Origin of the sequence: Metabacillus herbersteinensis (assembly GCF_042433335.1) — a bacterium.
Taxonomy (GTDB): domain Bacteria; phylum Bacillota; class Bacilli; order Bacillales; family Bacillaceae; genus Metabacillus; species Metabacillus herbersteinensis.
The window spans coordinates 96,134-121,431 of sequence record NZ_JBHLVO010000006.1 but is presented as its reverse complement, the minus strand read 5'-3'; the positions used below and the strand labels follow the sequence as shown (position 1 = coordinate 121,431).

Here is a 25,298-nt window from a genome sequence, read left to right as displayed (position 1 = left end):
GAAATCATCATGCTTGGATGGAATGTTGTTTTTCTTTACGTTTCATCCATAATTCTTCCACGGCTCCTGACCCTAGGAGCACGCTTGAAACAATAAGAACCAATCCGATCAAATGTACAATGGTTACTTCTTCTCCAAGCATTACAACCGAACCCAACAGTGCGAATAAAGTATTTAAATTTATAAAAATTGCTGACTTAGCAGGACCAACTTTCCCAACGGCAAAGTTATATAGCATATGACCGATAGCAGTGGCGAACATCCCAGAGGTGAAAAATGCAATCCAGAACATCGGAGTAACAGATTGAAACGCCCTCAGTTCTTTCGGTTCTTGGATTATACTTATCACGAACAAAAACAATGACCCAATTAAGAACATATAGCCCGTTAATAAACGTGGATCCAAGGTTTTCGACGCTTTACTAATTACAAGGAAACTAAGAACTTGCACAATTACTGATATAAAAACAAATAGATCACCAAGGGAAATCATAGTTGCGCTACCACTTCCAGCAATGACGGTAAGAGTCACACCCGCCAATCCGAAAATAAACCCTAACCACTGCATAACTGATGGAATCATACGAAGTAATAGTGATCCAAAAATTGCAGTCAACATTGGCCCCGTTCCAAGTATAAGACCTGCATTTGAGCCAGTGGTCATTGTTAAGCCAACCGATATGAAATAGTGATGAATTACTACGTTTAACATTGCTCCAGCTATGATATATCCCCATTCCTTACGGTTTGGTTTCCTTACCAATCCCATGAAATGCAATATAGCAAATACCATCACAGCTGCAATAAAAATTCGCATTGAGGTCATCGTAACTGGCCCTACTTGTGTGGTTAAATATTTTACGGCAGGTAAATTCAGTCCCCATACAAACATTACAGCAATCAAAATCAGGTAAATCTTGACATGATTCACTAATGTCACGCCTTCTTTCCAAGCCTTTCACCTTTAGATGTCAAAAAAACTTGGCTTATCTACCTAACCAGCCACCGTCTATAGCAATCGTATGTCCATGGACATAGTCAGATGCGTTTGATGCTAGGAAAATCGCTGCCCCGCGCATATCCTCCGGTTTACCCCAGCGTCCCGCAGGAATACGGTCCAAAATTTGTGAATTTCGTGTTTTATCTTCTATTATTGCAGTATTCATATCCGTTGCCATATAACCCGGTGCGATGCAATTTACATTGATACCTAGCTTGGCCCATTCATTCGACAACGCCTTTGTAAATTGAATTACTGCCCCCTTACTCGCCGCATATGCTGGTACATTAAGTCCACCTTGAAATGATAACAATGATGCAATATTGATGATCTTTCCTTTTCCTTGTTTGATCATCTGTTTACCAACTTTCTGACAAAGGAAAAACACAGAATTAGCGTTTATATCCATAACAAAGTCCCAATCTTCTTTTGGAAACTCAACAGAAGGATGTCTTTTTTGAACACCAGCATTGTTCACTAGGATATCTATTCCACCCATCTCGCTAATGATTTGATCAACGAGGGTATCATAACCTTCGAAATCACGAAGATTGTAGTCAATACTGATTGCTTTAACATCTTCGTTTCGGATCTCCTCTAATACGTCCTCTCTAACATTACGTGCAATAACCACAATGTCTGCACCCGCACTGGCAAGTCCGATTGCCATATCCTTTCCAAGACCTCGGTTTCCACCTGTAACGACAGCAACTTTTCCGGTTAAATCAAACATCTGGTTCATTTCCATTCACTTCTTTCAATTAAATTGGTACATGACTTTCACTGCGTCTGTTTGACTAGTTAGTAAGTTAAAACCTTTTTTAGCATCCTCAGGAGACAGTATATGAGTTATGATTTTTTCAAAGTCTTTATCACTTTTAAGTAATTCTGCTGCGATTTCAAAATCTTTATCTGTGTATACACGAACAAAACGAATGGATAGCTCTTTAAACATTCCTTGAAGTAAGTTTACTTCTGCAGGCTTCTTGTATGCTGCTACAATTACTATGTTGCCTCTCACCTTAACAATATCTGTTACCTGCGAAACAACAGAAGGATGACCCGCGCAATCATAAACAAAATCAGCACCGGTACCATTGGTACGTGCTAAAATGGCTTCCTTCACATTTTCTGTAGTTGGGTTAACTATTCCGAATCCGAGTTCCTCCGCTTTTTTCAAACGTAACTCATTCGTTTCTACAACCGTGACATGAACAGCGCCGTAATTTCTTAAAGTAAGTGCAACACATAAACCGATTGTTCCAGCTCCGAACACTACAACATGATCACCAGGCATGTAGCCGCCTTGTCTCGCTGCATGTACAGCAACAGCAACTGGTTCTGTCAATGCACCTGCCTCTAACGAAATGCCATCTGGTAGTGGAATAACTCTATCCACTGGTACTTTTACAAACTCAGCCATTCCACCATCACAATCTATACCAATTAATTTTAATGTTTCACAAACATGGCTTTGTCCGGTAGAACAAGGAATACAGGTCCCACAAGTTAACAGAGGATTTACGGTAACAGGAGTCCCCTCAATAAAGGTCGGGTGACCACTAACGATTGTTCCTGAAAATTCATGTCCCATAATGAGTGGAGCAGTTGCACGGGGATGGACACCGGCATAAATGTTTAAGTCAGTTCCACATATCCCAACATAGGATGTCTTAATAAGCGCCCACCCTTCCGTTACTTTTGGCAGTTCTTTGTTTTGAAAAGAAACAGTTTGAGGACCTTCGTATACAATTGCTTTCATAGTGGACACTCCTTAATAATTTCTTTTCTATTTAAAGCGGGTACAGTTTCGCTTCCACGTCACTTGTACCCGATCCCCTTTTTCATTATTATCTATAGATTACTACCATCATTTAGCTATAAGCCAAATAATTCTGGGATGAACAATGACAGTTGTGGAATATAAGTCACCAACAATAGCACAAGAATGGTGACAGCAAAGAATGGTAACAACGGTTTAACTACATTTTCAATCTTTAAATTCGCCACTTTTGCCCCTACAAATAATACAGGACCAACTGGCGGTGTTATAGTTCCGATACTAAGGTTAAAAACAATCATAATTCCGAAATGAACCGGATCAATGCCAAAGCTTAGCGCAATTGGTAAAAAGATTGGTGTGAAAATTAATACTGCCGGCGTTGGATCCATAAATGTCCCTACTATTAGCAAAACAATATTCATGATTAATAAAATCACGAACATATTATCCGAAAATCCAAGAAGTGCATCTGCTATAATGCCTGGTATATTAGTGAAGGCCATGACCCATGACATAATGGAAGAAACACCGATTAAAAAGATAACGATGGACGTTGTTTTCGTAGACTCCAACAAAATCCTCGGCAAATCTTTTATTTTAATAGTGCGGTAAATGAATGACAATAGTAATGAATAGACAACCGCAATTGCTGAACCTTCGGTAGCGGTAAAGACCCCTCCGATAATTCCCCCTATTACAATCACTATTAGCAACAAACTTGGGACGGCATCTAGAAATACAAGCAATCCTGTTTTAAAGCTGACTCCCTCATCACTTTTATAGCCATACCGTTTAGCCATAATAAATGCTACAACCATACAAGCAAGTCCCCATATAATTCCTGGTATGTAACCTCCCATAAACAAGGCTGCAATTGATGTACCACCACTGACGAGTGAGTATACAATTAAAGTATTACTTGGGGGAATGAGCATCCCTGTTGGAGCAGAAGCTATATTAACAGCTGCACTAAACTCACGTTTGTACCCTTCTTTTTCCTGAAGAGGCCCCATCGTCCCACCGACTGCAGCAGCAGCGGCAACAGCTGATCCACTAATGGAACCAAACATCATGTTCGCTACGATGTTTGTATGCGCGAGAGACCCTGGTAAACGACCACTTAGAACTTTCGCGCAGTTAACCAGCCTGATGGCAATTCCTCCGTTATTCATGATGACACCTGCTAAAATGAAGAATGGTATCGCCAGCAATGTGAACGAGCTCATTCCAGTAAACATTCGTTGTGCCGACGTCAGCAATCCATTATCCACATCTACTATTGCAAACATGGCAATTGCAGAGGCAACTCCGACACTAATACTGATCGGGGCGCCAATAATCAACAAGAACGCAACTCCAATGAATAGTATCAGTGCGGCCTGAACAGCAATATCCATATGATTTACTCCCTTCGTGCAAAATCTATAACTGTTCTAATGGTTTCTGCTTTGTCAAAATCAAATAAATATTAAAGAAGCAATAAAAGATGATACATATTCCACTGATTGGGAGTGCTGCATATAAATATCCTACTGGAATCTGCAATGCTGCGGATATCTGTGTCCAAGCCAGGCTGGTTGCATTGAAGCCTCCCTTAACAAGAACAAGAGCAGCAAACAAGATCACCACAATTTCAATAAACACTTCCACACCCAATTTCAATTTGGTAGGTAACTTATCTTTAATAAATTCAATTGCCATATGTCCATTTTCCCCAAATACATAAGCAGACCCGAACAGCACTAGCCAGACGAAGCAATATTTCGCCAGTTCTTCTGAAATAACACTCGGGTCGTTAAATACGAATCGAGTGATAACTTGCCATGTGACGAGTAGGACAAGGAAACCAAACAAGGCAATGCACAGAGCTCCTAGTACTTTGTCTAAGATATTTTTGATAACTTTCATACGATCACTCCATCAATTATTCTGCTGCTTTACGTACCTTTTCGTATAACGATTTTGCATTATCAGATGTTAATTTTTCTTCAATTAATGGCTGTACAGTATCTCGGAAAACCTTAGTGTCCACCTCATTAAACTTCGCACCAGCTTCTTTTGCTGACTTTTCCGCTGCTTCCACATCCTTGTCCCACATCTCAACTTCAATATCAATAGCAGCTGCTAACTCTTCCTTAAATATTTGTTGGTGTTCTTTTGACATGCCTTTAAGAATGTCTGTGTTAATGATCAAATAATCCGGAAACATTAAATGTTGTGTATAAGAATAGTACGGTGCAATTTCAACGTGTTTTAGGTTTGAATAAATCAGTTCGTTGTTTTCGCCACCATCAATTACGCCAGATTGGATTGCTGTATACACTTCCCCTTGACCCATTGGTGTACCAGTACCACCCATTAATCCCATCATCTTTATGTTTGTATCACTTTCGATAATATGGATTTTCATACCAGCCAAATCTTCCGGTGTTTTAACTGGTTTTTCCTTGTTATAAACATTTCGTACCCCACCATGGAACGCGCCTAAAACTGTCATTCCTTTGTCTTCAACAGACTTATATAAGTCACCTACAATTTCCGGGTCATTCAGGACTGACATTTGATGTTCTTTGGAATCAAAAACATATGGTAGATTGAAAACAACGAATTCTTCATTAAAGTTTTCCATTAAGCTTCCTGCAACGATGGACATTCCAATCGTTCCAGATTGAACGAGTTCAATGGTTTCACGCTGTGCACCAAGCAATTCATTAGGAAATATCTCAATTTTATATGCACCATTTGTGCGTTCTTCCAGTTTTTTTCCAAGAGCTTCCATAGCTTTGAATTGCGGATGATTTTCTGGTTGATTAAATGCCACTTTTAACAATTGTGCTTTTTTAGAATCACCTTCTGATGAATCTCCTCCGGAGGATTTAGAACCTCCGCATGCAGCAAGTAACATAAGTAGGAAAACGGTTACAACAATACCTAAAGACCTGAATGAATTTTTCAATTTCAATAACCCCCTATTAATTTCTTAATATATTAGATTTGATTGACCGGATAATTAATCTGCTCTCCATTCAAAAACCTTACTGCTTCTTCAGCAACCTTTCGTTTCAATTCCTGAGCTGCTTGTTCAGAATACCACCCCATATGAGGAGTACAAATGAAATGATCATGACGGAATAAACGTGAGTCGGCTCCTAATGGTTCGACTTCCGCTACATCCACGGCCGCCCCTGCAATCCAGTGTCCTTCTAGAGCTTGATCTAAAGCGGTTTCATTAATGATTCCTCCGCGTGAAACATTAATAAGATAAGCGGTTGGCTTCATTTTTTCCAGTTCTGCTTCATCAATTAAATTGCGTGCTGTATCAAGTGGGCAGTGAATGGAAACAACATCTGATTTTTCTAGTAATTCATCAAGCTCCACTAGTTCCATAAAATCAGGAACTTGTTTAGGGCTGTTACCACGGTACATCGGATCGTAGCCAATGACCTTACAGCCAAGTGCATGTACCTTTCTTGCAAACGAAGTTCCAATACGACCTACCCCAATTACTCCTACAGTTTGTTCGCTATGTCTGAAAACAGGAATACTTTTTTGGTAATCCCACACACCGTTACGAACAAGGTTGTTCATCAATGTTATTTTTCGAGTTAATGCAAGCATAAGGGCTAGCGCATGATCAGCTACCTCGTTTACCCCGTAATCAGGTACGTTGCAAACTTGCACACCGTATTTGGTTGCTGCAGCAAGATCAACATTATTCACTCCTACGCCGTACCGAACAACCAACTTCAAGTCCGGCAGATTCGCCATAACACCTTCTGTAATCGGAGCATATTGATTAATGAACACCTGAACACCTTTACCTTCCTCAATTAAATCTTGTTCTGTTTTGCATTGCTTTAGTTCGAAAGATACTGATGCATTGTTGAGTATATTAGTTTCAATTTCAATATTTTCGTGATCGCAATCCGTAACGAGAACTCTCTGATTTTCCAATGGTCTTCACCTTCTTAATTATGATAATTACATTCTATTCAAGGATTACTTTTTATCGTAAATCCTTCATCGCCACATGGTCCATGTCATCAAAATCTTGATTCTCTCCGCACATACCCCAAATAAAGGTATAGTTACGCGAACCTATTCCAGAATGGATTGACCAACTTGGCGACAATACAGCTTGTTCATTACTCATTAAAATGTGACGAGTCTCTTGTGGCTGTCCCATCAAGTGAAATACCCGTGTATCTCCTTCCATTTCGAAGTAGAAGTAGACTTCCATTCGTCGTTCATGGGTGTGACACGGCATGGTATTCCAACCACTTCCATCCTCTAGCACTGTCATTCCCATACTTAACTGACAAGATTCAAGTACATCAGGATGAATAAATTGATAGATTGTCCGTTTATTCATGGCAGCATCTTCACCTAGTGGACGTGCAATCGCATTTTCTAAATTGACTTTGACTGTCGGATATCTTTTGTGTGCTGGGCAAGAATTCAAGTAAAACTTAGCAGGTTTCGACGAATCGTTTGACTCAAATAACACTTCCTTCGTACCGCGGCCTATGTAAATACCTTCCTTATTGTTAATCTCGTAAACTTCTCCATCGAGATTAATTTTTCCATCTCCCCCAACGTTGATTACTCCCAACTCACGACGCTCTAAGAAATAGGATGCAGCTAATTCTTTTCCAATATCTAACGTAAGCGCTTCCTCAACAGGCATGGCACCACCATAAATAATACGGTCTACATGACTGTATGAGAGTTCAATACTATCTTTAGCAAAAATTTTTTCCATTAAGAATTCTTCTCGCAGTTTCTCGGTAGTGTAATGTTTAACATCTTCTGGATGATGAGCATAAAGAACTTTCATATTCATAACACTCCTCTTTTTAGATTTTTTATAACTTTTCGGTTTGGAAGAACGATACTCTTCTTAAGAGCCATTGATTACGCTTTCAAAAGTGAACATGATAGCCCTTAAAAAAATAGGTGTGCTGAAATAACTTGCATTTATTTCGTGTTCCACACAGTGGAACTGCATTCCATAATCTAATTATACATGTTTTCTGAACTTTTTCAATATAAAGATAAATTTATTTTCCATCATGATGGTAGCTTCTTTTGACCTTGTTTTTCCTATATACAAAGCAGGTTGATTCTAATATGATAAAATGGAACGGCATTTCAAAATTTTAATAGTATTTCTACTAGTGACTCTTTTTTATAAAAAAATTCTATTTACACTTAGAAATGAGGGAATTTATGTCAAATGTTCAATCTTTAGAACGTGCACTCACTCTATTAAATGTTTTGTCAGATTATCCTGATGGAATCCAGATTACCCGCTTATCGGATCAAGTTGGTCTATCTAAAAGCACTACCCACCGGCTTTTATCTACACTTTTGAATATGAACTACGTTGTTAAAGATGGAGAGACAGACAGATACAAACTTGGTTACCAACTAATTTATTTATCACGTAATATTTTAGGTAATGTAAATGTTATTCAAATTGCCCAACCATTTCTTAAAAACCTTTCTGAAGATGTAAATGAAACGATCCATTTATGTATTGAAGATAATGGTGAAGTGATGTATGTTGACAAAATTGAAAGCAATCAAACAATTCGGATGTTCTCTCGAATTGGTAGCCGTGCGCCTATGTACTGTACTGCTGTAGGTAAAATTTTGCTTTCCGGCATGAGTGGGGATAATTACGAAGAAGTTGTTGAAAGAACTGACTTTAAAACGAAAACTCCTAAGACCATTACAACAAAAGATCGGCTAACAGAAGAAGTTGAAACTGTAATAAAACAAGGCTACGCATTGGATAATATCGAAAATGAAGAAGGCATCCGCTGCATTGCTGCACCGATATGGGATTTTCAAGGTAAAGTAATTGCCAGCTTCAGTATTTCCGGTCCAAGTAACCGTATTACAATGGAACGAGTGAATGACGAACTAGTTAGAAAAGTCCGAGAAACTTCAATGATTATTTCCCGTCAATTAGGATATCGTGCCTGATATATTGTTAGCTGTTTAACCAAAGCCCCCTTCTCTCAAATCAAGACTAAAAAAATAAAAAAACACAGTCAGTAGCTCCTACCTCGTGTCCATATACACAACTTAGGAGCTACTTTTAATAACTTTCGTGATCAATCCGTTTTACTCTAACGCGCTTCGCTTGTTGGAACCTTATCGATAATTCAAAGTAAAAGACACTTTAAGTTATCGAAAAAGGGTTTAAGCCGAGTGAACATTCAACATTGATTTGGTTAAATAGAGAAAACCTAGAATCATTAATTTGGGCACCAGCTGATATTCCGGAGGTTAAACAATTAACCAATGAAAATAGTCTTCTCAAAACGAGAAGACTAGACTTTTTTCGTAAACTCTGTATAAAGATTTGCTGGAACTTCATTTTCTAATTGAATTCTCACGGTGATCGGTTCCGTACCCCTTATAGTAATGAAGCTCATTTTTATTGCTTTGGGGGTTTCTGTTCCGTAGCTTGATAGACAGGGGGTCACTAACGTTTTAACGAATATATTTGCACCACTAAATCACCAACATAAATCCAGTAAACCTTTTTAACTTTCATTTCTCCTTTCTTACTAAATAGCCCAACAGAAAATACATCATGCTAATACATAAAATCATAAATTCATATGTGCTTCCTAATGCTCCTATAGAAATAAAAAAGGTAACAAGAAGGCAAATTCCAAGTACCAAACAGAATCCAAAGTAAACGAATCGCCATACATTCCGGTTTAATCTAGAAGAACCTGCTACGGTTATTACGCCGACTATGAGAAGGCTAATAAGAGTCACTAAAGTAAGCCTATCAGATGTTGATGTATCGGTGGAACCGAGCGCTTTTCCTAAAGATGTACCAAGTAAAAACAGAAAGCCATATCCTATCGTAGCAATGATCATTAATATGCCTAAGACAATCCCGATCGTTTTAGATAATACATATTTTCCCATTAGTTCACCACCTACTCTAGCGTATATTTTTCATGCCTTTAATACTGAAAGCATTTGTTATATTGTTTATTTTTAATTAAAACACTATAAAATAAAGCGACAGCCTCTTTTGATAGAAATACTGTGGCTAAAAGTGACTTTTAATTCATTAATTCTCCTACGCTAAACGGTCTTATTATTAATTCCCACTAACTTCTTCAAACCATCTTTCAAATATATCATCTGGTAAAAGTGCTTCATCAGATGAATAAACTAAATCATATCTGTATTTAGCTTCTAATTTGTTGTTTGATACATCATAGTGCAACTTCATTTCCGTCGGCATTTCTCGATCAAATCCCTTACATTTTTGATGTATTTTCTGCAGGTTTTCATTTCCTATATCTAGAACTCCAAATTGTCTATTGTCGGAAATATCGTAAACATATTCTGGTTTCCCATTAACTATTACTACTGCATCATTAACCTGGTATTTGTAAACCAATTTTTCGTTGATTCTATAAAACACATCAAAAGAATACATTTCAGGTTCATATGAACAATAAATATATATATCATCTGAATTATTATCTACATATTCTAAACATACTGCAATCATGTCAGTCTGTATTTCTGAAAAGTAGTCTTCAAAAACTTTACCCATTTCAATCACCCCTAATTATTTAATACTAATTTTTTTAGAACACCATCAATTTTATACTTAATCTCAAACCTTTATGGTCTTATTCCATCAAGATCATATTCAATATTAACATCAACACTTACTTTTTTCCCTCTATATATAGCATTCGCCCACTGATTTTCTAGTTTCTTATACTTACTCAAGTTTATAAAACTAGACTGTGAAACAAGATTATCTAAATCTGGAGAACCCCAGATCCATCAGCGGCTAAATGTCCAGCATGATCCCCTGAAAGCTTGCCTTGTGTATTAGCATTGTGTGGTAGTCTTTTTTCTCTAATCAAGAAAACCATACTAAAATACTCATTATTCATACTTTCTCTTATTCTTTGGTGGATACTACTTGGTATTTACATGTATTACGAGGGGTGTCTTTAAATTACTTGAATATTGAACTATCATTTTTTTTCGTTATATAATAGTACTGTGTATTAGCCTTCTACATTTTCCCAATCTAAATCTGAAACATACACAGTGATTATTTCTCCTTCAAAATCAACTGCATAATCTACGTTTTGCCATTCGTCTTCATTAAAATAATATCCGTAGTGGATGGTTGAATCTTTCAAAAGGGTTTTAAAAGGTTGCGATAGATAAGTTGAAACAGGACCGATGCTTGTTTTAATCAAGAAAAAAACGGATGTTTTTTCCCTCCATTCGTGAAGCTTCACCAGGTGCTGATCCTGCAGCTGGTGAAAACTTTCAACAAAGGGGCATTACTTATCAAGACCTAAATTATCAAAATTCTTAAAAATAAAGGAGAGTACAAATTAGACATGTCTAATTTGTACTCTCCTTTTCATTAAATTAAAGTTCCCGATTGCTGAACAAATATAAGAAATTATTGCTCCCCTAAAGCATAATTTTATATTCTAATTTTTCGTTTTAAATACCAATTTTTATTTTCATCACGACTTATAATTAATAGTCCCTCTGAATCGCTTTCCTGTTTACCAATGGTTTTCCCTTTTGAATCCCAAGCAGAACTTCCCCCGACTGCTTCATTAGGTTAAGGGTCTTTTCTAATTCCTATTTATCAAACTTTGAAAGTCTATCAATTTCTACTTTTGGTTCTAACACATCATTTACTTTTTCAACAATTATATCCTTATCGACTTTAAATGTTGCTATTCCTTTAATATTTTCGGAAGAAGCCCCTACTTTTACATTATAGGTTCCTTTTTCGACTACCCAAGCAGATAATTTTTCATTGAAGGATGCAAGATCTTTTGTATTAAGCTCAAATTTCAGATTTTCTTTTTTACCTGGTCGAAGCTCCTTCGTTTTGGCAAAAGCTTTTAGCTCAACTTCTGGTTTTTCAAGCTTGCCATCAGGTGCAGAAACATAAACCTGAACAGCTTCTTTACCTGCTATATCTCCTGTGTTCTCAACTGTCGCAAAAACCGTTAGCTTATTTTTAAAGTTACCATTATTTGAAACTCTTACATTACTATACTTAAAATTCGTGTAAGATAAACCGTAGCCAAATTCATAGGCTGTGTTCACATCAAATGTTGTATAGTATCGATACCCAACATAGATATCCTCTTCATATACGACTTGTGTAGGGTTTTCTTTAGGTGTACCAGGGAAGTTTTCTGCTGATGGTGCATCGCTGTACGTTATCGGGAACGTTGTCGAAAGCTTGCCGGATGGATTGACTGCTCCAGTTAATACATCTGCAACAGCGTGCCCTGCCTCTTGACCTGGTTGCCATGCAAGTAAAATGGAATCAACTTTGTCTCTCCAGCTTGCGACATCCACAGGTCCTCCAATATTAAGAACTACCGCCACTTTTTTACCTGCTGTATGATATTTCTCAGAAACATTTGCAATCATTTCTTGTTCTACATCAGTTAATAAATAGTCTCCTTTTTCATTCTTTCGATCTGCACTTTCCCCAGAGTTTCTACCAATTAAAATAACTCCCATATCTGACTCTGAAACAGCACGATCTATTTCCTTAGCCTCTAGAGGTTTTTCTGGTATTACAGGTGTAAGCTTACCAAAATCTGCTCCCCATGGACTATCCTTTATTTTATATTCATCCATTTGTCTTAATGTTGAAATATAGGATTTATAGCTAGAGTACATTCCTTGATGCAACTGAATTCCAGCATTCTCTAATCCATCTGCAATCGAAATTGTGTAAGCAGAGTTTACATCACCACTTCCTGTTCCACCTTTTATCGTTTCAATTTGGGTATTTCCAAATAATCCAACTTTTGCTCCTTCTTTCAATGGCAACGCTTTATTTTCATTTTTAAATAAAACCATTCCTTCTGCTGCGGCTTGACGCGCCACTTGTGTATGCACTTCTAAATCTGGGGCGTCTGAATACTCGAAATTTTTGAAACTAGGTGATTCTACAATGATCTGGAGTATCTTTTTTACATTTCGATCAAGAATCGTTTCGTCAAGTGTTCCATTCTTTACTGCTTCTACTATTTTAGTAGAATGCTGAGGAAAACCAGGCATAATTAAATCATTACCAGCTTTCATCTGTTCGACTGGGTCAGTTCCAGCAAACCAGTCTGTCATAACAAAGCCGCCAAATCCCCAATCTTCTCTTAATATTTTTGTTAGTAAGTCCCCATTTTGAGATGCTGGAATGCCATTTAACTTATTATAAGAACTCATAACAGACCATGGTTGTGATTCTTTTACAGCAGTTTCAAATCCTCTTAAGTAAATTTCCCTTAGTGCTCTCTCAGAAACAATAGTATCAATTGTCGTCCTGTTCGTTTCTTGATTATTAGCAGCAAAATGTTTAATTGTTGCTCCAACACCGTTGGATTCAACGCCATTTACAACAGCAGCAGTAATTTTTCCTGCAACCAACGGATCCTCAGAGTAATATTCGAAATTCCTTCCATTCAGTGGATCTCTATGAATATTTAGCGCAGGAGCTAGAAAAATATCTATTCCATACTCCTTCACTTCATTCCCTTGTGCCCTACCAACCTTTTCAGCCATTTTTGTATCAAATGTTGATGCAAGTGATGTTGCAATTGGAAAGGCTGTTGTGTAATATGTTTGGCTTTCTCCTTCTCTAATAGGTCTAATTCTAAGGCCCGCTGGACCATCTGCTACAAGTAATGATGGTATACCTAGTCTAGGAATGCCATGTGTACCACCTACTGCACCTGCCACCTCTAAAGTAGGTCCACCTGGAAAGCCAGGCATACCAACTCCAACTACTAATTCTGCTTTTTCTTCTAAAGCCATTGCTTTTATTACTGCATCAATAGAAGCTGCATTAACTAATTTAGGAGTTTCACTTTTTTCCTTTGCTTTGGACCCTTCCACTATTTGATTCGATTTGTTACTTGCAGCAAAAACAGATTCGAGTTGAAAACCCGTTACAATTACACCTGCACTAAGTGCAATTGCTAATAATTTTTGCCTTCTTTTCTTCTTCATTTTTTTTAACATCTCAATACCCCTTTCGTTTTTTAACCACTTACATAAACCAGCACTCGATTTACTTAAGCACTTATATGTTTCCTTTTACCATTATTTTGGACTATTTCTATTTTTGTTGAAATTACAGGAAATCTAGCTATCAAATTATTTATTTAATGATTTGGAAGCCATCCATTCCATGATTGTCGTTGTTTTTCCATTAATTGTTGATTCAACTTCGTTGTTGTAAACATAGATCCATGACCAATGACCATTATATTGATATGGTGTGCCATCAGCATTTTTGTATAAGCCTGTCGTGTCGTGCACATCATCAAGTAAGGTTAATTGAACATCTTGTGCTCCAGCTTCAATCAAACGATCATAAGTTGGAAGTGTGTTTATTTCTGGCAGTAATGTTTTATCATTTTTAGCAGTAACAAACCAAATTGGAGTCTTTCCTATGTTCTGGATATCTGCATTAGTAACTAATGAATCTCTTAAACCTTCACATACTGGGAATGCAGCTGCAAAGTATCCTGGATAATCGCGAATCATAAGCATTGTCATATATCCGCCATTGGATGCCCCACCAATATAAATTCTATTAGGATCAATATCTGGGTTATTGGCCACATAATCTTTGATTAATGCCATAAGTGCTTCTTCATACTTAGAAGTTCCGTCTGCACCACCAGTCAGATAACCGTCCATCCATCTAGTTGGTGTCTGAGGTGCTAAAACATATGCTCCATCAAAATAAGATTGTATGTCATCAGTGATAAAGTTAACGGCTTTATTTGCTGATAGTGGAATAGTTGCGTCTGTACCACCTTCACCACCACCATGTAACCAGATGATTAACGGATTCTTTTCCTTGTCTTTCTTTGGTGCATAATCTGCATAAGTTAAAGTAACACCATCATCAGTAGCTTTTCCAGTCGAGAAATCATCTACAAGTTCTCTTGTTTCCCCAGCAAATTTATTAACAACAAGTCCTGAAATTGTGCCTGAATTCAAAACAATATCTTGCACTTGTGTAATCGTGTATTCTGAATCAATCCATACATTAGCTCCGCCATAGTAGTTCAGTGCTGAACCAAAAGATATGTTTGGCCCGATTTCCATTTCCAATACGACATATTTTCCTCTAACAGTAGGTTCTCCATTTTTATCAGCAACATAAGCGTTTGTTACTGTACGGTAACCTTTTTCCAATAACGGATTTGATAGCCTGTCGTCACTTCTTGATACATGAACTTTAAACGTATCTTTTGTTACTGAATATTGGGTTAATGGCTTACCTATATCCACAATTACCTTTGTAATCGCTGCACCCCAGTCATGTATTTCTGTAACAGTTTGATAAGATGTTTCTTTCACCTTCGCTTCCTTCGCAAACGCACCGATACTGAACGAAAGTGTCATTGCTACTGTTAAAATAAATAACATGACTTTTTTTGCGTGTTTTTTCATTTTCATTTTCCCCCTACCTTTTTGATTAATGGTCTTTCAGCAAAAAAAACGAAAGCGCTTTCATACAAATGTTAACATGTTTGGGATATTCATAAGCTCAAATTACTAGCATTATTTTACGATCACAAGTACATTATTGTTATCTTCTGAATATTCAAATTTTCTAGTCCTACACCTTGATTTTCAAGCTTAGAAATTAAAGCTTTTCCCCATTTGAAGCAATAGCATCCTTATACCAATAGAAAGACTTTTTCTTCTTTCGATCCAAAATTACACCTCATTACTATAATGAGTGTTAATACATCTCTTGTTTCACCTTTTTCTCATTTTCATATAATCGTTGATGTTTATTTAATAATTCATTTACAAGTCTATAACATTTAAGTCGTATTTTATTAACAATACAGCATTAATATATATATTAGTGGGGATAGCGTGAGTGGCTATCATGGTATCTGGCGAAGGAGGAGCCAATACTTTTTTATTTTCCAATCTATTAAACTGATCTTTTTAGGCGTACTGTGACATATTTCAGATCACCTTCTAATACCTTTAATTATCGTAAATTATAATTGAAGCGAATACAGGGAGAGGAAAATATGGCAATAAGACCTCCGATGCTGCAAAGAGGAGATACGATTGGGTTGGTTACACCTGGCAGCCCTCTTGATGCAAATATTATTAATGCCAGAGTACAATATTTGAGAGATATGGGCTTTAATATAGTTTTTGGCAGGCACGTTTATTCTTATGAGGGCATCGTAGCTGCACCTGCTCAACAAAGAGCCGAAGATGTAATGAATATGTTCAGAGATCCGAGCGTCAAAATGATACTAACCACACGAGGAGGGACTGGGGTTCAGACCATTCTTCCTTACCTAGATTTTGAAGTCATAAAAGAGAACCCTAAAATTATATCTGGTTATAGTGACATAACAGTATTACTAAATAGTTTGTATCTATTTAGTAATTTAATTACTTTCCATAGCCTAATGCTTATTGACTTTAGATTAGAGACACCTGTTTATAATTTCAATCAATTCTTTGAAGCAACTTCTACATTGACTTCTCCTAGGATTATTCAAAATCCATTGAATATGCCCCTGAAGAGTTTAGTACCAGGAAATGTAACGGGTCCAATAGTAGGTGGAAATATGACTTCTTTAGTCAATACCCTTGGTACTCCATATGAAATTAATACACAAGGAAAAATACTTTTTTTAGAAGAGACCCATTCACCTAGTAATACGACTTTCCGGTATCTGACTCAATTATTGATGGCAGGTAAATTTCAAGATTGTCTTGGTATCATCATGGGGGAATGTACGAATTGCCTTGTATCTTATGGTAAAACATATGAAAATTTAATTAATGATTTGTTAGTCCCCATAGGAAAACCACTGATAGTCAACCTTGCTACAGGCCATGGCTTTTATAAAGCTGCTATTCCAATAGGTGCTAATGTTAATCTCAATTCGACAGATAATACATTGACTGTGCTTGAAACAACCGTTACTTAGTATTCCGTACCTGTCACTACCCGAAGTATGTCAAATAATGTCGATAACATTAAAGCCTTATAACACAAAATAATAAAAGTAAAAAGCGAAAAATCCTTAGTGTTATAGGAAATGCAAAGCCTCGTAATAAAAATAGTTAGGAGGGGAGGAAAGTCCACTAGTCGTTGAGGTCCTGGCAGTCAAGAGCGCCGACGTCCCTGTCGCATTGACTGCACTAGCACGTCCTGTACGTCGAAGCTGGGTGTCAAAACGCAATCTTAATCTAAAAACATATAAATTCTGATGCGACAAAAAAACCGAAGGGGAAATCCCTTCGGCTCTTCTGTAAAACTGCTTATTCTTCTGAATCTACTACTTCAACTTCAACTTCTTCTTCAACTGTTGCTTGTACAGAAGAGTTTAGAGCTGCATGCAATTTTGCATTTTCGCTTGCTTGCACGTTTGCCATTGCTTCAGATTTGTTTGCAGCAGATGGATTTACTGTTTCTTCTTCTACTGCTACTTCTTCTTCAACCGCTACTTCTTCTTTAACTTCTACTTCTTCTTTAACTTCTTCTTTAACTTCTACTGCTACTTCTTCTACTACTAATGTTGCGTGAACAGCAGAGTTTGCAGCTGCATGTAATTTTGCAGTTTCACTAACATGCTCACTTGCCTGTGATTTAGCTTTGTTTGCAGCGGATTTATTTACTTTTACTACTTCTTTTTCAACTTTTACTTCTTCTTCTACTGCTGATGTTACGTGAACAGCAGAGTTTGCAGCTGCATGTAATTTTGCAGTTTCAATAGCATGCTCGCTTGCCTGTGATTTAGCTTTGTTTGCAGCGGATTTGTTTACTTTTACTGCTTCTTCTTCAACTGCTATTTCTTCTTCTACTGCTACTTCTTCTACTGCTGATGTTGTGTGAACAGCAGAGTTTGCAGCTGCATGTAATTTTGCAGTTTCACTAGCATGCTCGCTTGCCTGTGATTTAGCTTTGTTTGCAGCGGATTTATTTACTTTTACTACTTCTTTTTCAACTTTTACTTCTTCTTCTACTGCTACTTCTTCTACTGCTGATGTTACGTGAACAGCAGAGTTTGCAGCTGCATGTAATTTTGCAGTTTCACTAGCATGCTCGCTTGCCTGTGATTTAGCTTTGTTTGCAGCAGATTTATTTACTTTTACTGCTTCTTCTACAACCACTGTTTCGCTTGCGTTCACGCTAGCCTGAGACTTTTCTTTCTTTACAGATGTGTTCGTTTTAATTTCAACTTCTTTAAAGTCTGAAGCTTTCTCAACTTTCACCGTTTTAACTGCTTGTGGTTCAAATTTAGCTGCTTCACCAATTTGTCCTCCAGTAAAAACTCCAACTGAAAGTACTCCTGCCAATACAAATGATTTTACTACTGTACTTCTTTTAATTCTCATTTTATAATTCGCTCCTTTTTTTAGGTCGTTATTGTTATTTTTATCTACATAAACGTCTAGAAAAAAGGAGTCGCTTGCGGTGGCTGGAAAGGAGGTGCATTAACCCATTGATTACGAAATTCATATGTACGAGAAACAAGTGGCTGAATCCGCTTTAGGTTCAAATACTTCTCCGCTTCCAGCAACCCTTTTTCAACAAAGCTAGTTGTGCTTTGCCCATTCCCTGTCCGATCTTTTGAAGATTCATTAGGGATTTTTGTATTGTGAGGGGAGTGAACAACCACAATGTCTCTTGGATATTTTTTCTGACCGGAAGGACGTTTCTTTTTCTCTTCGGTCTCTTGTTCTTCAATGATAGAACCCGATTGCTTAATGGACTGCTCGGTTTTATCATCTTCTACCAATTGAACCTTTTTAGTAGATTGATTGGCATTCTCCCCTGAAATAACATGTTGTATGGACTTATCAGAAGATTCCTTCACATCATTGGTATGAGTGGCGTTGTTACTCGGCGTTGTCTTCTGCTGCTTTGTTTTTTTGGTTTCTGCTTCCTGATTTATATTAGGTACTACTTTCTTAACGGCCTTTTTCGTCTCTACAATAGTAGACTGCTTCGCTTTTGAAGTTTTTTCACTGCTCGGTTTTACTTCTTGGACTATTTGTTGAGCTTTTTCACTTGCTTGATTTGGCAGTTTAACCTCTAGCTCCGCTTGTGGAGGAGGTTTCGAAGTAGAATCCTTATCTTTCACAGTTTTAACTACTTCCATTGCATGACCATTTTGTGTGCTTTGCTTCTGTGCTTGTTCACTCTTCTCAGCAAATGCATCAGTAGGAAAAACTAAGGCCGCACCCACGATAATACCTTTTAAAAGGAAACTCCGGATGTTCATGATTTCATTTCACCACCTTTCTATGGAAACGTGCACAAATCATTCATCCTACACCTTTCATCTTAATTCGGCATTTTTTGTCCGTTACAAATTTGATTTCAAAAAATAAGTCTTTTCTCCTGGTTGGCTCCCGTGCCTGGTGTATTAGATAATAATGTCGAATAGTTTTTCCATAAAAGTGATCCGTTCTTCTCGCTACATCACGTTCAAATTGTGCAGTAGTTGCCTATACAAAGATGTATTTTAGCAAACGTTTCGAAATATCCAACGACTACTAGTGAAAATAGAATAGATTTATCAAGATGTAGAAAAATTTTAAAAAGTCGTGATCAACACAGGGAGAAGTCTGTCCATTTATTGCTCACGTGGTCTCTTTATTTTGAACGTTTAAAAGGTTTTCTTAAAGAAAAGAGGAAAATTCAAATGCAAAACCACCAAATGAATGTGGATTTCAGAATCCTAGTCAATTGGTAGTTTATTTTTGGCAGAAAAACTTCTGCATGAATAGTTTGGATTAATCCTTTTTCTAAAAAATTTTTGTAAAGCTTATCAGCAAACTGCTAGGTACATTTTATGTACTATTTTTTCACGTTCTTCAATTGTGATAAAAAGCTAAACCTCAGTTGATTAACTTCTTCCGTGATAGCAGTCCAATCAGGTCTATCTTCCTAAGAATAAAATATATTGTGATATAAAATTTTTAGGAGGATAAAAATGTATAATAATGAACTATTTTTTGCAAAATTAAAAGGTTCTGAAGAAGTTCCGCCTGTTCGTACCGATGCTTTTGGCCTCGCAAAGTTTAAAGTGAGCAGCAATGAAAGGAAAATTGGGTTTCGATTAACAGTAAATAATCTCTCCAATTTTACGCAGGCGCATATTCATATAGGTAGAAAAGGGGTAAACGGTCCAGTTGTCGCCTTTTTATTCGGTCCTGTTGACCCTGATATCAGTGTTAATAAAGGAGTCGTAGAAGGTATCATTACTGCAGAAGATCTTGTTGGCCCCCTAAAGGGGAAACCGCTATCGAATTTAATAGACCTGATGAGAGATGGAAAAACATACGTTAACGCCCATACCGCCCAAAATCCAGACGGAGAGATTCGCGGACAAATCAAGCCTTATTTAGCGTGAAAAGGAAAATGAGGATAAAAAAAAGTATTCAATCGATTGCAGTTAGACCTGGCTGCATTTTTCTTAGATGCATGGTGAAACCTTTAGTAGTGCATATTAATTTTTAGAACAATTGGAAGGGGTAAATCACCATGAAAAAGCAAAATGAAAAGGGTACTGAAAAAAGGCAAGAGGAACTGCAAACAATTAATGATATTTCTAAAAACGAAAACGGGCAGCCAGTCCCTCAGCCTAAAGATTACGATGAAATAGAGTATTAAAATAAAAGTAAATCGTTGGATAAATCCGTTTAAACCAATTCAGTAGCTAATTCAAGGGTACATTTATGAAAAAGTAGATTGTTAACAAAAGATATTTTCATTATTAAAAGCGGATTAATTTCTATATTTTATAGAGAAATCTGGCTTTTTTTAATTAATCACTGAAGTCTTTTAACAGAGACGTTAACTATTTAACAACCTGAAATTCTCCAATTTTTCAACCTCTGCACATTATCTGTCATAAACTATGACTCTCTCCGTTGATCTAAGACAACATTTATAAACTTAAGCTGGATAATCATTTTCATTAATTTGGATACTTAATCATAAACTTAAAATGCGAGTTTTAATTTTATGAAAGAGGAGATGATTTTTTGTATCAGAATGAATATTTTTATCGAGTTAACAATTGGGAGCGTGTTTTAAATTTGTTAAATCAAAGTTTGTATGCTGAAGAAATGGTATGTGCAATGAGTAGTGAGCTTTTCCATATACCAAAAACCAAAGATTTAACAGGGAATCGTGAGATGCATGACCATTTAGTCCCTGCTTCATATCATCGTGTAACCGCAGTGGGGTCATCCCAAAGGCTAAAAAATGGTGAGCAACAGCAATCTATTGTAGAAACACTGGTAGCTTGTATAATGAATGCTAAAACCCAAGATAAAAAAGTGCGTGAAGGATTAGATACGATGGAGCAAAATGCAAGTCCTGAATATAAACCGTTTATTAAAGTGATTATCAAATGGCAAGAATCAGCAGAATCCTATTTAAATCAAGCAAAAAAAGCTTTACGAACTATGGGGGTTTCATTTCCTACTACATAGTACGCTGTCACCACCCGGAATTTGTCAAATAGTGTCGAGTATAAAGTCTTATAATCACCTAAAAACGAAAATAAAAGCGAAAAGTCCTTAGTCATAAAGGTTTCTCGCTTTTTTTAACTCTTCGTGAATTAAGTATTTCCAATAATTCTTTACTCTCAATCCCTCGCAATACACCTCTAAGCTCCCGTGATTTCCCAAAAAATCCATCCACTAGTTTCGTAACCTCATAACAAGCCTCCACATCCAACGTTTCACTATCAGTATGTTCATTACTATATCCAGCTGAAAGATTCACACTTTGGATACCATGTTCCTCCCATATCCTTGTATCACTACTTCCTCCAGCAGTACATTTCCAGTTAACTAGCCCTTTTTCCACTGTAAAATCCTCAATAAACTTCCCATACGCTAGGGATATAACCTCCACAGGAACGGCTCTTTGTTAGCCGTTGTATCCTTTTCTTTAACTAGAACGCACTTAAAGAACCTTTGCACACTGTACAAAGGTTCTTTATAAACCTATCCAACTGCAGGCTTAAAATATAATGCTCTATCCTCTATATTCTCAAACTCTACTTTTTCTCCTATTTTAACATCTTCCCCATTATACCTCGCTGTTACTCTTTGACCTTCCTCCAAATCGACAAGGATGATGTAATAAGGTGCTTTATCAGCAAACTGTTTAGGGGCGATAAAAATGTTTGTGTAAGAGTACACTTCCCCTTTACCGCTAAGATCCCTAACTTCTAAATCCTCAGAAAAACATTTAGGACAATGGTATTTATCTGCACTTAACATTTTGCTACAAGTATCACAATACTTTGCCGTTAATTTTTCCATCGTTTATGCTCCTTTTTTTCGAAGAATATGTACTGTTGAATACGCGCCAGTACCTCCCAAATTTTGTGCTAATCCTATTCGCGCATTTTCAACTTGGTTACATGCGATGCCATTTAATTGGTCAACTATTTGAATGATTTGAGCAATACCAGTTGCACCAATTGGATGACCTTTTGAAAGGAGTCCCCCACTCGTATTAACCGGGATTTTACCGCCATGTTTTGTTAATCCTTGTTCAACTGCTTCCCAGCCTTTTCCTTTCTCAAAAAAACCTAATTCTTCAATCGCAACAATTTCTGTCATAGAGAAACAATCATGTAATTCCACAACATCAATGTCGTTCGGCCCTAAGCCGGCAGCTTCGTATGCTCGTTTTGCGGATACATTTGTAGCTAAAATATGCAATAAATTTTCTACTTCCTGCATAAGGGGAGTCCCAGATGCTTGACCAGATGATAGAATTTCTACACCATCTTCGCTTTTTTGTATAACAACTGCAGCTGCTCCGTCTGAGATTGGAGAACAGTCAAATAATCCAAGAGGGTCAGTAATAAGACGTGAATTCATAATTTCGTCAATCGATGTCTCTTTCCTAAATTGAGCGATTGGGTTTGAAATGGCGTATTGTCTATTTTTCAAAGCTACCATAGCAAGGTGCTTCTTCTCTGCCCCGTACTCATGAAAATAACGATTAGCTAGTACTCCAAAAAAGCCAGGGAAAGTAAGGCCTGAAGCACCCTCATTCGAATCGTTATCCATTGCAAGAGTTAACGCCTTCGTCACTGTTTCCGTATCCATTCCTGTCATTTTTTCAGCTCCTGCAACTAATACAGTGTCGTATTCTCCTGCTTTTACGAGCTGATATGCTTGACGAAAGGCAAGACCACCTGAAGCACAAGCACCTTCTACTTTTAGAGATGGAATACTCCCTAATCCAAGTTCATTGGTTAAAACTGATCCTAATATTTCCTGATTTGCAAGAGTTGCTCCAGCAAAATTACCCACAAACACAGCATCAACTTTTGGTCTTCCTGCATCAATCAAAGCTTCTTTACAAGCTTTAATTAACATTGCTTTAATAGATTCACTCTTTTTTCCGAACGTCGTTATACCTCGACCTGTGACAGATACGACTGACATTAGCACTCACCCCTGTAATTGATATTGTTCTTTTAGCGACTTTCTCATGATCTTTCCATAGCTATTCTTTGGTAACGTTTCAACAATACGTATAAAGCGAGGTTTTTTAAAGCTTGCTAAGTGCTCTTTACACAATGTAATCAAATCTTCCTCACTCACTTTTAGCGAAGGATCACTTAAAACAACATGGGCACATATCGATTCGCCCCATTTTTCATCAGGCACCCCAAATACACAAGTTTCTTTTACAGCAGGATGCTGGTTTAATACTTCTTCTACCTCACGAGGATATACATTCATTCCACCTGTAATAATCGTGTCTTTTGCTCTGTCTATTAATCGTAGGTATCCATTATCATCTAGAGAACCTAAATCTCCAGTATGGAACCATCCGTTCTTAATCGCTTCATTTGTTGCTGCTTCATTATCCCAATACCCTTTCATTACTAGGGACCCCTTACACGTTACTTCTCCTATTTCACCATTTGGAACCTCTTTTCCCTTGTTATCTACTATCTTCACTTCTACAAACGGTCCAATTGCTCCGCAGGAATCCGGGCGGTTCTTCAACTCCTCTTTTGGCATCATACTAATTACCATTGGGGCTTCTACCAAACCATATGTTTCAGCAAATTTTGGTCCCACTAAATCCAAGGCTTTGTTTAATTTGTCTACAGCAATTGGGGATCCTGCCATATTAATAGATTTAATATGGCGAAGTTTACTAGGGTCAAAGTTCTCTGCATGAATCATGAGATTTACTAGTGTTGGAACGAGGAAAATAATTGATATTTCTTCCCCTTCTAGGTCATCAAGAAAATCCTCAGGGTTAAATTTATTAAAAATAACCTGCTTTAATCCGAAAAATAAGGCACATTGTGATAGAAAATTACTTCCATGAGTTAAAGGAGCTACGTGCCCGATTGTATCAGTATGTGTAATTTCACAAACCATATTTAATGAAAGAGCACTTGATAACATATTACGGTGAGTAAGCATCCCACCTTTTGGCTTACCTGTTGTACCTGATGTATACATAAGTGCAAATAGATCATCTTCATGAACTTCAATAGTTGGAAAATCCTCTTTCTTACCGCTAATAAAAAATTCATATTCTGTGTCAATATCTATTTTTTTAATTGAAAGATTAACAGACTCAATTAAGTTTTCTTCACCAAATAGGATAGCTGCTCGGGAATTTTCAATTATATAATCAAGCTCTTTTGGATGGAGACGATAATTAACAGGTACTTTTATTAAACCAGTCATTGCAATAGCAATATCAAATTCGATATGCTCCCGTCGATTTGACATCAGAATGGCAACCCGGTCACCTTTTTTTAACCCTTCCTCTACTAACGCATGTGCTAATTGACATGCATTAATACGGAGCTGATTATATGTAATTGTTCCTCTTTCATCCTTTACTGCGGTTTTATTACTATGCTGAATAAGCGTTTTTTTAGCTAAAGTAGCTAATGTTTCCATGTCATTCCTCCTTATCACTTTGAAAAATTGATGACCTTAAAACCCAAGTCTTGATCAAACGAACGGGAAGCTCTAATTTCATTTCCATATGTTATGGAAAATTCTACTGTGATAAGGGTGGGATTTTTTCCACGAAGAAAATGACCTGCACTTAGGGTACCATCTTCTTCCGCTACCAATCCGTGTAAATGAAGGTCTAGGTTATTATTTTCATCTTCACAAATGAACCCTGTACAATTCACAAGTTCAACTGGATTTTCAATCGCGATATCTCTTCCATAACCAGAAGGTAATCCATTTACCGCTTTAAAAAGGACATAACCGACTTTTTTTAGTGAACCGATACAAGTAACTACACCAGATCTAATATTGTGCTTTTCACATTCATCTAGAATCCCTTCCATTAGATCTGTACCTTCAGCTAGTGATCCATATATGGTATAGGTATTACTTACTTTAAAAGAGTGGTTTTTTCGCGTCATACTTTTT

The 25,298-nt window shown here is 37.1% G+C and carries 26 protein-coding genes; 5 read left to right on the top strand and 21 right to left on the bottom strand.

Features of this window, described 5'->3' with window-relative positions; genetic code table 11:
* Window positions 1-7: 7 nt before the first annotated feature.
* The 8 genes from ACFFIX_RS10160 to kduI form a co-directional block, all read right to left on the bottom strand.
* Window positions 8-931, bottom strand: coding sequence for a DMT family transporter (locus ACFFIX_RS10160; RefSeq protein ID WP_378933392.1), 924 nt, complete (start codon window positions 929-931; stop codon window positions 8-10).
* Between the two features lie 55 nt (window positions 932-986).
* The gene (gene kduD, locus ACFFIX_RS10155; protein ID WP_378933389.1) at window positions 987-1,742 is read right to left on the bottom strand and encodes a 2-dehydro-3-deoxy-D-gluconate 5-dehydrogenase KduD; all 756 of its coding nucleotides are present in this window, start codon (window positions 1,740-1,742) and stop codon (window positions 987-989) included.
* Between the two features lie 15 nt (window positions 1,743-1,757).
* A complete protein-coding gene (locus tag ACFFIX_RS10150) occupies window positions 1,758-2,762 on the bottom strand; it encodes a zinc-dependent alcohol dehydrogenase (RefSeq protein WP_378933387.1) in 1,005 nt (334 codons plus the stop codon).
* Between the two features lie 116 nt (window positions 2,763-2,878).
* Complete coding sequence (locus ACFFIX_RS10145) at window positions 2,879-4,174, bottom strand: TRAP transporter large permease (RefSeq protein WP_378933584.1); 1,296 nt, start codon at window positions 4,172-4,174, stop codon at window positions 2,879-2,881.
* Window positions 4,175-4,205: 31 nt separating this feature from the next.
* Entirely contained in the window at window positions 4,206-4,691 is a 486-nt protein-coding gene (locus ACFFIX_RS10140) for a TRAP transporter small permease (RefSeq protein WP_378933385.1), read from the bottom strand.
* A 16-nt stretch (window positions 4,692-4,707) separates the two neighbouring features.
* A complete protein-coding gene (locus tag ACFFIX_RS10135) occupies window positions 4,708-5,739 on the bottom strand; it encodes a TRAP transporter substrate-binding protein (protein WP_378933382.1) in 1,032 nt (343 codons plus the stop codon).
* A 32-nt stretch (window positions 5,740-5,771) separates the two neighbouring features.
* Complete coding sequence (locus ACFFIX_RS10130) at window positions 5,772-6,737, bottom strand: C-terminal binding protein (protein WP_378933379.1); 966 nt, start codon at window positions 6,735-6,737, stop codon at window positions 5,772-5,774.
* A gap of 52 nt (window positions 6,738-6,789) precedes the next feature.
* Window positions 6,790-7,620 (bottom strand): 5-dehydro-4-deoxy-D-glucuronate isomerase, encoded by an 831-nt coding sequence (gene kduI, locus ACFFIX_RS10125; RefSeq protein WP_378933581.1) that lies wholly within the window; start codon window positions 7,618-7,620, stop codon window positions 6,790-6,792.
* A 392-nt stretch (window positions 7,621-8,012) separates the two neighbouring features.
* On the opposite strand from kduI, the gene ACFFIX_RS10120 reads away from it, so the two are divergent.
* Window positions 8,013-8,774 carry an IclR family transcriptional regulator gene (locus ACFFIX_RS10120; RefSeq protein WP_378933376.1) on the top strand — a complete coding sequence of 254 codons (762 nt, stop codon included), beginning with the start codon at window positions 8,013-8,015 and terminating at the stop codon, window positions 8,772-8,774.
* 573 nt (window positions 8,775-9,347) lie between these two features.
* Here ACFFIX_RS10120 and ACFFIX_RS10115 read toward each other — a convergent pair.
* The 6 genes from ACFFIX_RS10115 to ACFFIX_RS10090 form a co-directional block, all read right to left on the bottom strand.
* Entirely contained in the window at window positions 9,348-9,737 is a 390-nt protein-coding gene (locus tag ACFFIX_RS10115) for a hypothetical protein (protein WP_378933373.1), read from the bottom strand.
* Window positions 9,738-9,915: 178 nt separating this feature from the next.
* Complete coding sequence (locus ACFFIX_RS10110; RefSeq protein WP_378933370.1) at window positions 9,916-10,380, bottom strand: DUF600 domain-containing protein; 465 nt, start codon at window positions 10,378-10,380, stop codon at window positions 9,916-9,918.
* A gap of 71 nt (window positions 10,381-10,451) precedes the next feature.
* Window positions 10,452-10,562: a DNA/RNA non-specific endonuclease gene (locus tag ACFFIX_RS10105; RefSeq protein ID WP_378933368.1), complete on the bottom strand. Its 111-nt coding sequence runs from the start codon at window positions 10,560-10,562 to the stop codon at window positions 10,452-10,454.
* Window positions 10,563-10,849: 287 nt separating this feature from the next.
* On the bottom strand, window positions 10,850-11,047 hold the full coding sequence (locus ACFFIX_RS10100) for a hypothetical protein (protein ID WP_378933365.1): 198 nt from the start codon (window positions 11,045-11,047) through the stop codon (window positions 10,850-10,852).
* A 400-nt stretch (window positions 11,048-11,447) separates the two neighbouring features.
* Entirely contained in the window at window positions 11,448-13,853 is a 2,406-nt protein-coding gene (locus ACFFIX_RS10095) for a glycoside hydrolase family 3 C-terminal domain-containing protein (RefSeq protein WP_378933362.1), read from the bottom strand.
* Window positions 13,854-13,988: 135 nt separating this feature from the next.
* The gene (locus ACFFIX_RS10090) at window positions 13,989-15,305 is read right to left on the bottom strand and encodes a prolyl oligopeptidase family serine peptidase (protein WP_378933359.1); all 1,317 of its coding nucleotides are present in this window, start codon (window positions 15,303-15,305) and stop codon (window positions 13,989-13,991) included.
* Between the two features lie 593 nt (window positions 15,306-15,898).
* Here ACFFIX_RS10090 and ACFFIX_RS10085 point away from each other — a divergent pair.
* Window positions 15,899-16,819 carry a S66 peptidase family protein gene (locus ACFFIX_RS10085; RefSeq protein ID WP_378933357.1) on the top strand — a complete coding sequence of 307 codons (921 nt, stop codon included), beginning with the start codon at window positions 15,899-15,901 and terminating at the stop codon, window positions 16,817-16,819.
* 334 nt (window positions 16,820-17,153) lie between these two features.
* Here ACFFIX_RS10085 and ACFFIX_RS10080 read toward each other — a convergent pair whose 3' ends face one another.
* Together ACFFIX_RS10080 and ACFFIX_RS10075 are read right to left on the bottom strand one after the other, a co-directional pair.
* Complete coding sequence (locus ACFFIX_RS10080; RefSeq protein WP_378933354.1) at window positions 17,154-18,230, bottom strand: hypothetical protein; 1,077 nt, start codon at window positions 18,228-18,230, stop codon at window positions 17,154-17,156.
* Between the two features lie 56 nt (window positions 18,231-18,286).
* The gene (locus ACFFIX_RS10075; protein ID WP_378933351.1) at window positions 18,287-19,120 is read right to left on the bottom strand and encodes a hypothetical protein; all 834 of its coding nucleotides are present in this window, start codon (window positions 19,118-19,120) and stop codon (window positions 18,287-18,289) included.
* A gap of 714 nt (window positions 19,121-19,834) precedes the next feature.
* Between ACFFIX_RS10075 and ACFFIX_RS10070 the strand changes: the two genes are divergently transcribed.
* The 3 genes from ACFFIX_RS10070 (at window position 19,835) to ACFFIX_RS10060 (ending at window position 21,341) form a co-directional block, all read left to right on the top strand.
* A complete protein-coding gene (locus tag ACFFIX_RS10070; protein WP_378933348.1) occupies window positions 19,835-20,254 on the top strand; it encodes a CHRD domain-containing protein in 420 nt (139 codons plus the stop codon).
* A 131-nt stretch (window positions 20,255-20,385) separates the two neighbouring features.
* On the top strand, window positions 20,386-20,514 hold the full coding sequence (locus ACFFIX_RS10065; RefSeq protein ID WP_378933345.1) for a hypothetical protein: 129 nt from the start codon (window positions 20,386-20,388) through the stop codon (window positions 20,512-20,514).
* A 374-nt stretch (window positions 20,515-20,888) separates the two neighbouring features.
* Window positions 20,889-21,341, top strand: coding sequence for a hypothetical protein (locus ACFFIX_RS10060; RefSeq protein WP_378933342.1), 453 nt, complete (start codon window positions 20,889-20,891; stop codon window positions 21,339-21,341).
* A 91-nt stretch (window positions 21,342-21,432) separates the two neighbouring features.
* Here the strand turns inward: ACFFIX_RS10060 and ACFFIX_RS10055 are convergent, their stop codons facing one another.
* The 5 genes from ACFFIX_RS10055 to ACFFIX_RS10035 form a co-directional block, all read right to left on the bottom strand.
* Window positions 21,433-21,768 carry a hypothetical protein gene (locus tag ACFFIX_RS10055; protein ID WP_378933339.1) on the bottom strand — a complete coding sequence of 112 codons (336 nt, stop codon included), beginning with the start codon at window positions 21,766-21,768 and terminating at the stop codon, window positions 21,433-21,435.
* 92 nt (window positions 21,769-21,860) lie between these two features.
* Entirely contained in the window at window positions 21,861-22,181 is a 321-nt protein-coding gene (locus ACFFIX_RS10050; protein WP_378933336.1) for a Zn-ribbon domain-containing OB-fold protein, read from the bottom strand.
* 3 nt (window positions 22,182-22,184) lie between these two features.
* Window positions 22,185-23,321, bottom strand: coding sequence for a thiolase C-terminal domain-containing protein (locus tag ACFFIX_RS10045; protein WP_378933334.1), 1,137 nt, complete (start codon window positions 23,319-23,321; stop codon window positions 22,185-22,187).
* 6 nt (window positions 23,322-23,327) lie between these two features.
* Window positions 23,328-24,809, bottom strand: coding sequence for a class I adenylate-forming enzyme family protein (locus tag ACFFIX_RS10040; RefSeq protein WP_378933331.1), 1,482 nt, complete (start codon window positions 24,807-24,809; stop codon window positions 23,328-23,330).
* Between the two features lie 14 nt (window positions 24,810-24,823).
* Window positions 24,824-25,291: a PPC domain-containing DNA-binding protein gene (locus tag ACFFIX_RS10035; RefSeq protein WP_378933328.1), complete on the bottom strand. Its 468-nt coding sequence runs from the start codon at window positions 25,289-25,291 to the stop codon at window positions 24,824-24,826.
* Between the last annotated feature and the right edge of the window lie 7 nt (window positions 25,292-25,298).